Raw genomic sequence first — 10,282 nt, 5'->3', positions numbered from 1 at the left:
CTACGGTAGTTCTACTTTTTCGATTTCACCGATAATCAGTGACATGGAAAAAGTTTTTGCCAAAAAGCTAGGCTTTGGTCATATCAAGAGAGCCAAGTTCTTAATTTTGGATAAAGTCGAGCTAAGAGAGGAACTTCAGCTTTGGGTGGTTTATGTCTAGAATGAAATAGCCCGGGCTAAACTTAATAGCTTCCCAAAGCCTCCGTTAAGTCATAGGCTGCGATCGCTATCTCACAAAGTACCCATAATCCGAAGTTGACACGGGGACTGAATTGATCTCGACAAGCCTATACTAAATCTCGCCCCCTAGACTTATGTAAATATACAGTTATTTGGCAGATAGAAATCAGGATTTCCTTAGCCAGAAAACAAGAAAAATTATAGATATTCCATGAATTGGTGTTTGTTTATACTATTTCCAATTTTTGTAGTCGTTATACTCATAACTTAGGTTCTACCTGGGAATTAGGAAGTGGCTTTGCCACTTCTTTTTATTGATCTGGTAGCCGAGTAAAAAATAAATTAAAAGTTAAAAGAAATTAATTTTAACTTTTATTAGTTATTACAGCAATTTGCAACTAAATGAAGTAAAATCAACCTCATCTAAGTTGAGAACCGTAGTTTTTGCCCTCACCCTAAATCCCTCTCCCAGATCTGGGAGAGGGACTTTGAAATTCTGGATCCTCTTCTCCCAGATCTGGGAGAAGGGGTTGGGGGATGAGGGCAAATCATTTTGAAAAGGGTTGAACTACAGGTTTCAAGATAGACGTGGTTTATAGCCAGATGCAAAGCTTTTTACTCCTGAATTCTGACTCCCGATTCTGAATGATGATATTAGTCATTGCTCATTGTATCTTGCCATCTCTCACGCTTGGGCTTGTTCTCTACATCGCGCGATCGCCCTTCTTGCCAAGTCCCCCACATTAAGGATTGCTGTTTTTCAACATGGTTAATAAACTGCATAATTGACTGATCTGCTTTGATGGGAGTTTTCAAATCAAACTGGATTGTTTGGACAATCTTGATGTCACCCATGAGAAAGAACTTACCTGCAATCTTAGTCAGCCATAGCACAATTCGATTGCATAAACAACCAAAAAATCCTTTACGTTTCTTAGTGATCAACAGGATTTGGCCTTCAGTTTTTCCCCCTTCGTGGAGGCGAACTGCAAACATCATGTGGACATGGAATAAATCGGTGCCAACTGTCACAATGCCAATGCTACCGTACCAATAGCAAATACTGTAAGTTATGGCATTTTTGTAGAAAAGACGGATGAGCTTAATGAAAAAGAAATTTTCTTTGATGGGTGTAGTGTTAGTAAAAATAATCGCATTCTCATTCAGTTCCTGTCTTTCAAAAATAATTTCTAATGGCAATTTGTGAACTGTATTGAGGTGTTGAGCATCAATCGCATTAATCATCACCACATTGGGGTGACAGTTCATCACGAAGTGAGAATGGATAGCGACATCACACTCTTTTTGTTCCAAAGTTGGAACAAAAGGTAAGGGTTGTTGTGGTATTTCTCCAGTCCAAACCCAAATCATCCCGTACTTCTCAGCAGTGGGCCAAGTTTGTAACTTTAGGGAAGGCGGTGTATCTAAACATGGGATATCAATACACATCCCCTCAGCGTCAAACTTCCAGTGATGGAAAAAACAACGTAGTGCATTACCTTCAACTTTGCCTTCCGCAAGGTGAGCGCCCATATGTGGACAGTAGGCATCCAAGGTAACTACTCTTTTGTCTTTACCACGGTAAATCACTAGTTCTCTACCCAAAATCGCGACAGGCTTTACTTCACCCACCCGCAGATTTTGAGAAGGTATTACCCAATACCATCCTTCAATAAAACGCTCTGGATTATTAAAAATTTTAGGTTTACGGGTTGAGCTAGAAGTCTGCGAGTTGAGATTCATTTTTATGGTTTCACTTGAAGTGAAGCAGTTGATCTAGAAGTAACATGGAAACTTCCAAAAAACAGTTACTTTCAGTACCATGAGAAACAGTTACCCAATAAATCAATAAAATTCGAGAGGTAAAATTGGGAGTGAAGTTTATCAAAAATGTTAAAATTATACTAATTAAATATCTATGATGTCAGCTAATATCCTTGGGAAAATCTACCGTGTTAACTCAAGATAAAAAACTGCTTTTAATTGGTCAGGTAAGAGATTTAAGCAAAATCCCCATCAGGACAATTCGTTATTACGAGAGTTTAGGCTTAATCAAATCATCAAGACGAACAGAGGGAGGCTTTCGCCAGTTTTCATTGGATGTGCTAACTCGTCTAGCATTCATTAAAAGGGCACAAAACCTTGGTCTTAGCCTAGAAGAGATTGGAAATATTCTTCAGGTTTATGACCAAGGACAAACTCCCTGTGGTGAAATCAAAGAAAAGCTCGAAGATAAGGTCTTGCAGATTGATCGCCAAATTGATCAATTGTTAACCTTACGTTCTGAAATAGATGGATTACTTTCAGGCTGGAAGAATATCGGTGACCATCACCAGGATACAATTTGTCCGATCATTCAAAATAAGTCTTACGGTAGGAGTCAAAACTAAAATAGGCTTTATATCTCAATAGGGTTGGGTTAAGGGTTTTCTGGAGAACCATAGGCCTGTAGAGACGTTGCATTGCAACGTCTCTACACTGTCCACTGGACGAGGGTTTTAGTCTTATCTGAACGGTATTGCTTTATATCTGACTTTGAAACCTAGTTTGTGTACTGCACTAAGTACAGATGCAGCGTAAAATTGTGGCGAATTGAGGGTTGAAATTTAAACGCATAGGCGCTTCTCTACGAGACGCTGCGCGAACGCCTTCCCGCAGGGTAGGGGCGCAAAGGGAAGCGCAAAGGAACGCAAAGAGAATTCGCTACGAATTTATGAAATATTGTACTAAGTACAGATGCAGCGTAAAAAGCTCATCGCCTAGGCACAGCAATAGCCGGATTGGGTGAAAAGCCTGCACTGTAGTGCTTGCAGTCAGTGTAGGAGTATGTCACGACTCAGAACTTTTATGAATAGGACTTACGCAAGTGTCACAAAAAATAAAAGCTTTGAGTTTGTAGTAAGGGCTACCCTACGGGAACGCTCCGCGAACAGCCCTGATGAAAGAGGACTAAAGTCCTCACTACAAACTCAAAATAATATGCCAGTTGCCTAAGTCCTAATGAAGAAGGAACCACCACAACTCTAGTCCAATTAAGGCGAAACCTGCGATCGCAACCCCAACTTTCAAGCCCAAAGGTTGCTCTATGGGTTGAAATTGGCTGGTTTGCTCTAACGAGTGGCCGGGCATTTCTGCTAATGTTACACCTGATGTTGCAGCGATCAGCACTAAAACTATCAGGCTTCCCCAAAGCATTTTTTTACTGAACATTTCCTAAATTACCCTGCAATTATGAGATAGCTTTTGGTCGAAAGTTACGCAATCTGAGAGCATTGCTAACAACAGAGAGCGAAGAAAGAGCCATCGCACCTCCGGCGATAATTGGATTGAGTAACCAACCAAAGATCGGGAACAAAATTCCTGCTGCAATGGGAATACCAATGATGTTGTAAATAAAGGCAAAGAAGAGATTTTGCTTAATATTGTTGATGGTGGCACGGCTAAGTTGAATTGCTGTCACAATTAACAGCAAATCTCCAGAAATTAGGGTAATATCGCTGGCTGCGATCGCAACATCTGTTCCCGTCCCAATAGCAATTCCCACATCAGCCTGTGCTAGGGCTGGCGCATCATTTATGCCATCACCTACCATTGCTACGAGGGAGTGGGGGGATGAGGGGGATGAGGGGGATGAGGGGGATGAGGGGGATGAGGGGGATGAGGGGGATGAGGGAGATGAGGGGGATGAGGGGGATGAGGGGGAATAATAATTGTTTGCTTGCTCCCCCTGCTCCCCCTGCTCCCTCATCCCCCCCTGCTCTTTTTGCAGAGATTGGATAATCGCCGCTTTTTGATCTGGACGCACTTCGGCAAAGATTCGCTTGATGCCAACTTGTCTGGCGATCGCATCAGCAGTTTTACGATTATCTCCGGTGAGCATTACTACTTCTAAACCTAACTTCTGTAGTGCTTTCACTACTGCTGTGGATGAAGGTTTGAGGGCATCGGCAATACCCATTATTCCTTGTAGTTCGCCATCTACAGCAATCAAAATGACTGTTTTACCAGAGGCTTCCCAAGCATCTTTATATTGCTGGAGACTTTTGGTGTTAATTCCAAGTTCTGTTAACCAGCGTTGTGTACCAATTTGCACAAGCTGATTTGAAACAACTGCTTGCACACCACTACCTGCATTAGCCTGGAAGTTCTTTACTTGTGTTAAATTCACCTCTTGAGACTGGGCGTATTTCACCACTGCTGACGCTAAAGGATGCTCAGAATTATGTTCCACCGTTGCTGCTAACTGCAAGAGCTTGATTTCATTACCGTTAGCTGTGCCGTTGACAGTTACAAAGTCTGTAACTGTAGGTTTCCCTTGAGTCAAAGTGCCAGTTTTATCTAAAACAATGATTTGAATTTTATGTGCTAGTTCTAAGCTGTCCGCACTTTTAATCAAAATGCCATTTTCTGCACCTTTTCCCGTCCCTACCATTACAGATGTGGGGGTAGCTAAACCTAAAGCACAGGGACAAGCGATAATTAGTACACCCACCGTTGTCATTGTTGCTAGGGTGAGGTTGCCTGTGAAATTAAACCAAATGACAAAAGTGCCGATCGCGATCGCAATCACAGCTGGTACAAACCATCCTGTCACTTGATCTGCCAAGCGCTGAATTGGTGCTTTAGAACCTTGTGCTTGTTGCACTAGTTTGACAATTTGAGCCAAAAATGTATCATTTCCAATTCGTGTCACCCGAAACTGAAATGCACCCGCACCGTTAATCGTCGCCCCAATCACCTCATCTCCTGGCTGCTTTTTGACTGGCAAACTTTCACCCGTCACCATTGCTTCATCTACTGTCGAAGCACCTGCAATCACTTCGCCATCTACCGGAATCTTTTCACCAGGACGCACCAAAATCACATCGTTGATTCTGACTTCGGCGATGGGAACATCAATTTCTATTCCATCACGAATGACTCTGGCATCTCTAGCTTGCAGTCCAATGAGTTTGCGGATAGCTTCAGAAGTTTGTCCCCTAGCGCGATTTTCTAACAATCGCCCCAGCAAAATTAAGGTAATAACAATGGCAGCAACTTCATAATAAATATGAGGTATCAAACCTTGAGCAATAAAAAATTTCGGGAAAAAAGTCACAAACAAAGAATATACATACGCTGCACTTGTACCCAAAGCAATCAGCGTGTCCATCGTCGCCCTATGGCGCTTCAGGGATTTCCAGCCATTGCGGTAAAAAGATCCACCACACCAGAACACGACGGGTGTTGTCAGCACTAACTGTACCCAAGGATTTTGCAGGAAACTGGGAATTAAGGGCAAATTTAACCCAGTCATCATGGGTAATGATCCCAAAAGCAGGAAAACGCTGATTACACCTCCCACTAATACTTTGAGAGAGAGTTGGCGTTGTAATGCTTGCCTCTGGGCTTTCTCGACATCATCTTCTTCAGAGAGCAATTCTTCTTGGAGTGAGTAGGAAGAGTATCCCGCAGCCGCGATCGCACCTTGAATTTTCTCTAAATTAGCTAGAGAGCGATCGTACTTGATAGCAGCTTGCTCTGCTCCAAAGTTAACGTTGCACTCAATTACCCCAGAAACTGAACGAATTGCCTTTTCGATGTTGTTGGCGCAGGCGGCGCAACTCATGCCTCGAAGTTTGAGTGTGAGAGTATCCATAACCAGATGGAGGAGATGGGGGAGATGGGGGAGATGGGGGAGATGAGGGAGATGAGGGAGATGAGGGAGATGAGGGAGATGGGGGAGATGGGGGAGATGAGGGAGATGAGGGAGATGGGGGAGATGAGGGAGATGGGGGAGATGGGAGATAAAAATTTCTTCCTCATCCTCCTCATCCCCCTTATCTCCCTCATCCTCTACGCTAGGCAACTGGATAGCCAGCAGCAGCCAAGGCTTCCTTAATTGCTGTTTCTGATGCTTGAGTTTGTACACTGACAAGCTTGGTTGCTGGATCAGCCTGGATGCTAGCATTGGCATCGACTGCCTGAAGTGCTTTGGTGATGTTGCTTGCACAAACAGAACAAGACATATTGGGAACTGTGAGTTGGAGAGTCATAGATTTACGGGATAGAGTGGAAAAACTAGCCAAACCAACCTGGATGACTGGGAGACATCTGTCAACAGTCAGAAATTTCTGGTTGAGAGTCGCCTTGAATTTATCCTAGACTCTCTAGCCGGCTAGAGAGTCTAGAGATTTTTAAAAGTTTTTCGCTAAACTTCAAATTTCTTTACTTACATCTGGTATTAGACGACTATAGGAATCATATTTGATTTCTGAAAAAATCTAAGTATTTGTAGGGTGTGTTAGGCGTAAGCCGTAACGCACCATTCCAAGCTTGTGGTGTCGTACTTACGCCTCAATACTGCGCAGGTTTTGGCAAAAAAATAAAATATGTGTAGGTTGGGTTGCAATACGCTTGGGATAAGACTAAAACCCTTGTCCAGTGGACAGTGTAGAGACGTTGCAATGCAACGTCTCTACAGGCCTATGGTTCTCCAGAAAATCCTTAACCCAAGCGTATTGGGTTGGGTTGAGGAGCGAAACCCAACCTAAGAGCTGGGTTTGTTGGGTAACGCATTGGCTCAACCCAACCTACAAATATGAAAAACCTACGCAGTATTGACTTTCGTCTAACACACCCTACGTATATGCAAAAGTCCCTAAAACCCCACCCCCAACCCCTCCCCGCTCTTCGGGAGGGGAGACAAAGCAAAGCTTTGGCGGGGTGGGGTTCTTATCCTTTATTTAAATGTTTTTAGGTAGTTGCACAGTAAACAAACTACCTTTACCTACTTCAGAAGCAACCTGGATAGTTCCTGCGTGCGCTTCTACAATCCAGTGGGATAGATGTAGTCCTAAACCACTACCTGAGCGTTTATTTCTCCCTTGACGAAATCGCTCGAAAATCGTTGCTTGATCTTCAGGCGCAATTCCATATCCTGTATCTTGTACCTCAATTGTTACCGAATCTGGATTTCCTGGATGAGGTGATGTTTCAAAAATGCGGATTGTTATGCCTCCTGTGTCTGTAAATTTGATGGCATTTGCAATCAAGTTGTTTAACACCCGCCGTAATTCCAAGCGATCGCCCATAATAATACCAGCGTTTTCACTCCGTGGATCTAATTTACGGGTATCTATTTCTAGAACCAAGCCTTTCTCATTAGTTAGAGGACTCAGTTCGCTGACTACTTCTTGAGATATCTCACGTAAATTGCATACTTCCCAATTCAACGTTTTTTTACCTGCTTCCAAGCGATAGACTTCTAACAGCGTATTCACCATTTCCATCAAATTGTGGTTACTGCGAATCATCACTGCGATCGCCTGTTTCATTTCTGGCGAAATTTTGCAGAATGTTTCCATTTCAAACAAATTCAGCATCCGATCGGCGGCTACTAGGGGAGTTCGCAAATCATGAGTCAGACGGGAAACAAAGTCTTCCCGTTGGCGGGTCATTTTTTGCTGTTCGTCTAGACTTTGCTTGAGACGTAATAGCGATCGCACTCTTGCCAGTAGTTCATCAGTATCAAATGGTTTACGAATAAAATCGTCAGCACCAGCATCCAAACCTTCGACAACGCTGGATTGGTCAAAGGCAGTAATCAACAAAATTGGAATATAAGAGATTGCAGGATTCTTCCGAACCCGACGTGTGACTTCATAACCATCCATCCCCGGCATCATCACATCTAACAGAATCAAATCGGGTGGAGATTGGTCAATTTGCTGCAAAGCCTTTATTCCATCTGAAGCCAAATCAATTTCATATCCCTCACTTCCTAAAATTGCTTGAACTAAAATGAGATTATCTTGAGTGTCATCAACTGCGAGGATACGATAAATTTTATTATTTTCAACTACAGACATAATTTATCAACTTTTATCAGCTTTTTTGTCAATAACTTATAGTTTAAATTTAGGAGATACTCTTGATACTTTAATAGCTGGAGAATACGAATTATGGGGATTTTTACCAGGGCAAAAAAAACCATCGTTCTCTAAATTGGAAGCTGAAGTATCATCTGCTACAGTCGGTGACTTTATTTGACGCGGCAATTCAATTTTAAACATTGAACCGATTCCCAATTTACTCTCAAGAAATATTTTGCCGCCCATCATTCGTACCAGTGAATCTATAATTGCCAAACCCAGACCTGTACCTGGATATTTGCGAGTGATGGTTTGATCGACTTGCCGAAATGCTTCAAAAATATGTTGAAAATCTCTGGATGCTATGCCAATGCCTGTATCTCGAACGATAATTACCACCCGATTTGCAGGTAGTTCCTTAACCTCAACCCAAATCTCACCAGACTCTGTGAACTTAATGGCGTTGGACAGCAGGTTGATTAAAATTTGTTTGAGTCGAACTGGATCATTAAACACGAAAGTATTTTGCAAATCGGTTTGCATTAACAACGAGAGATTTTTCGCTTCTGCTAAGGAACGCATTTCACATACAACGAGATTTATTACCTTTGATACATCAAATTTCTCCGCCTTTAAGTCTAATCGCCCTGCCTCCAGCTGAGAAAAGTCGAGAACTTCATTGAGTAGCATCAGCAAATGCTTCCCATTATTCAAGATGCGCTCAACCATATCTGCTTGCTGGTGCGTTAGTTGACCAAACTTAGGACGCAATAGTATTTGCGAAAAACCAATAATCGCATTCATTGGCGTTCTGAGTTCGTGGGAGATAGTTGCCAAAAAAAGTGATTTTAACTTTGATGCCTCCAATAGCTTGAAGTTTTGCATTTGAATCTGTTGCTGTTGTTTCTCTAATTCTTGGTTCTTACGAATAAGTTCTTCATGACTTTCTCTGAGTTGCTGGTTTGCCAAAGCTGCCTGCATTTCAGCCTGATAAATCCGAATCGCACTCCGCAAGACCTGCGCCAAAGTTTCTGGGGATATTCTGGACTTAGAGAGATAGTCTGTAGCACCAGCTTTCAATAATTGAAGAGTAATTTGTTCATCTCCTTGACCAGTTAAGACTACTAAAGGAACTTTAATTTCCGAAGAACGTAGCTGTTGGATCAAAGTTAGTCCATCTTGGTCTGGTAAGTGATAGTCAAGGAAAACACAATCATAAGCAGTAGTGCTTAAGGCAGAAAACGCATCATTAGCGTCGCCCACTTCAGACAGTTCGATCTGAACACCGGCTTTAGTCAGGGCAGAACGAACTGCTATCCGGTCTACTTCGTCATCGTCTACAACCAAAATTTTCAGCGTCTTTTCCATCGGTTTTTATTTTTGCCGCCAAACATAGGTTGATGTTTAACATTTCTCTTTTTCAGATTATCCAACTAAAGAATATAATATTTTCGGACATCTAAAATCTGTAACTTGATTGACTAAGACATTTTTCATAATAATATTAAACACTTGTTGAGCGTTGCTATTATCTCAACATTTCGGACATTGACTTAGGTTAAATTGAGTCTGTAGTATCCTAAATCTAGTTAATTTACCAGAGTTGTGGAATGAAACTCTCAAAAAATTAGAAATTAACAAACCGAAAACTATTGAGCTGAAGACAGCACACAGATCTGATGTAAAATAAAACACTTTACCAACTATAAAACAATTGTAAGTGAGTGAACAAGCGAGCGTCGTCAGCCATTGGTGAGAGTTGTATACCATTGTCATATACCATAAGCTTGAACAGTTTTACTCATCAGATTGATTAGGCTAGGTAAATAAGATATAGGAATCCGATTTGATTTTTGAACAAAATTAGTATTTGTAGGGTGCGTTACGCGAAACGCTAACGCACCACTCTTAAGGGTTTGGTGCGTTACACTGTCGCTAACACACCCTACGTATATTTTCAAAAATCAAATATGAGTCCTATAGGACTTACGCAAGTGGCATATTATTTGGAGTTTGTAGTGGGGACTTTAGTCCTCTTTCATCAAGGCTTCAGCCCTGACTACAAACTAAAAGCTTTTATTTGTTGTGACACTTGCGTAAGTCCTATAAGAAAGTACTGTCTATAGTTCCAAATCGCATAGTCAAATATAGTCAGACTTATGCAACGTCGGCTTTAAGCAACCCTACTTTCAGCATGGACACGCTTGAATAGTGGAGTTATCCGCCTTGGATGTACTACCAGACATCCC

General features: G+C 41.9%; 8 protein-coding genes. 2 read left to right on the top strand and 6 right to left on the bottom strand.

What is annotated here, in order from left to right:
- Nucleotides 1–834: 834 nt before the first annotated feature.
- Nucleotides 835–1,923, bottom strand: coding sequence for an aromatic ring-hydroxylating dioxygenase subunit alpha (locus tag LC605_RS28320; protein WP_229550778.1), 1,089 nt, complete (start codon nucleotides 1,921–1,923; stop codon nucleotides 835–837).
- A gap of 209 nt (nucleotides 1,924–2,132) precedes the next feature.
- On the opposite strand from LC605_RS28320, the gene LC605_RS28315 reads away from it, so the two are divergent.
- Nucleotides 2,133–2,570: a heavy metal-responsive transcriptional regulator gene (locus LC605_RS28315; RefSeq protein ID WP_229550777.1), complete on the top strand. Its 438-nt coding sequence runs from the start codon at nucleotides 2,133–2,135 to the stop codon at nucleotides 2,568–2,570.
- A 607-nt stretch (nucleotides 2,571–3,177) separates the two neighbouring features.
- Here the strand turns inward: LC605_RS28315 and LC605_RS28310 are convergent.
- Nucleotides 3,178–3,390 carry a hypothetical protein gene (locus LC605_RS28310; RefSeq protein WP_229550776.1) on the bottom strand — a complete coding sequence of 71 codons (213 nt, stop codon included), beginning with the start codon at nucleotides 3,388–3,390 and terminating at the stop codon, nucleotides 3,178–3,180.
- Nucleotides 3,391–3,409: 19 nt separating this feature from the next.
- Complete coding sequence (locus LC605_RS28305) at nucleotides 3,410–5,818, bottom strand: heavy metal translocating P-type ATPase (RefSeq protein WP_229550775.1); 2,409 nt, start codon at nucleotides 5,816–5,818, stop codon at nucleotides 3,410–3,412.
- Between the two features lie 6 nt (nucleotides 5,819–5,824).
- On the opposite strand from LC605_RS28305, the gene LC605_RS28300 reads away from it, so the two are divergent.
- Nucleotides 5,825–6,061, top strand: coding sequence for a hypothetical protein (locus tag LC605_RS28300; protein ID WP_229550774.1), 237 nt, complete (start codon nucleotides 5,825–5,827; stop codon nucleotides 6,059–6,061).
- On the opposite strand, the gene LC605_RS28295 is transcribed toward LC605_RS28300, so the two are convergent.
- The 3 genes from LC605_RS28295 to LC605_RS28285 form a co-directional block, all read right to left on the bottom strand.
- Nucleotides 6,021–6,215 carry a heavy-metal-associated domain-containing protein gene (locus LC605_RS28295; RefSeq protein WP_229550773.1) on the bottom strand — a complete coding sequence of 65 codons (195 nt, stop codon included), beginning with the start codon at nucleotides 6,213–6,215 and terminating at the stop codon, nucleotides 6,021–6,023. The genes LC605_RS28300 and LC605_RS28295 overlap by 41 nt on opposite strands.
- Before the next feature lie 690 nt (nucleotides 6,216–6,905).
- The gene (locus LC605_RS28290) at nucleotides 6,906–8,030 is read right to left on the bottom strand and encodes a hybrid sensor histidine kinase/response regulator (protein WP_229550772.1); all 1,125 of its coding nucleotides are present in this window, start codon (nucleotides 8,028–8,030) and stop codon (nucleotides 6,906–6,908) included.
- A gap of 36 nt (nucleotides 8,031–8,066) precedes the next feature.
- On the bottom strand, nucleotides 8,067–9,401 hold the full coding sequence (locus tag LC605_RS28285; RefSeq protein WP_229550771.1) for a hybrid sensor histidine kinase/response regulator: 1,335 nt from the start codon (nucleotides 9,399–9,401) through the stop codon (nucleotides 8,067–8,069).
- Between the last annotated feature and the right edge of the window lie 881 nt (nucleotides 9,402–10,282).

This window comes from Nostoc sp. CHAB 5836 (genome assembly GCF_020829445.1).
GTDB lineage: Bacteria > Cyanobacteriota > Cyanobacteriia > Cyanobacteriales > Nostocaceae > Nostoc.
Note: the sequence above shows the minus strand (reverse complement) of the source record. Positions and strands in the feature narration are given on the sequence as shown.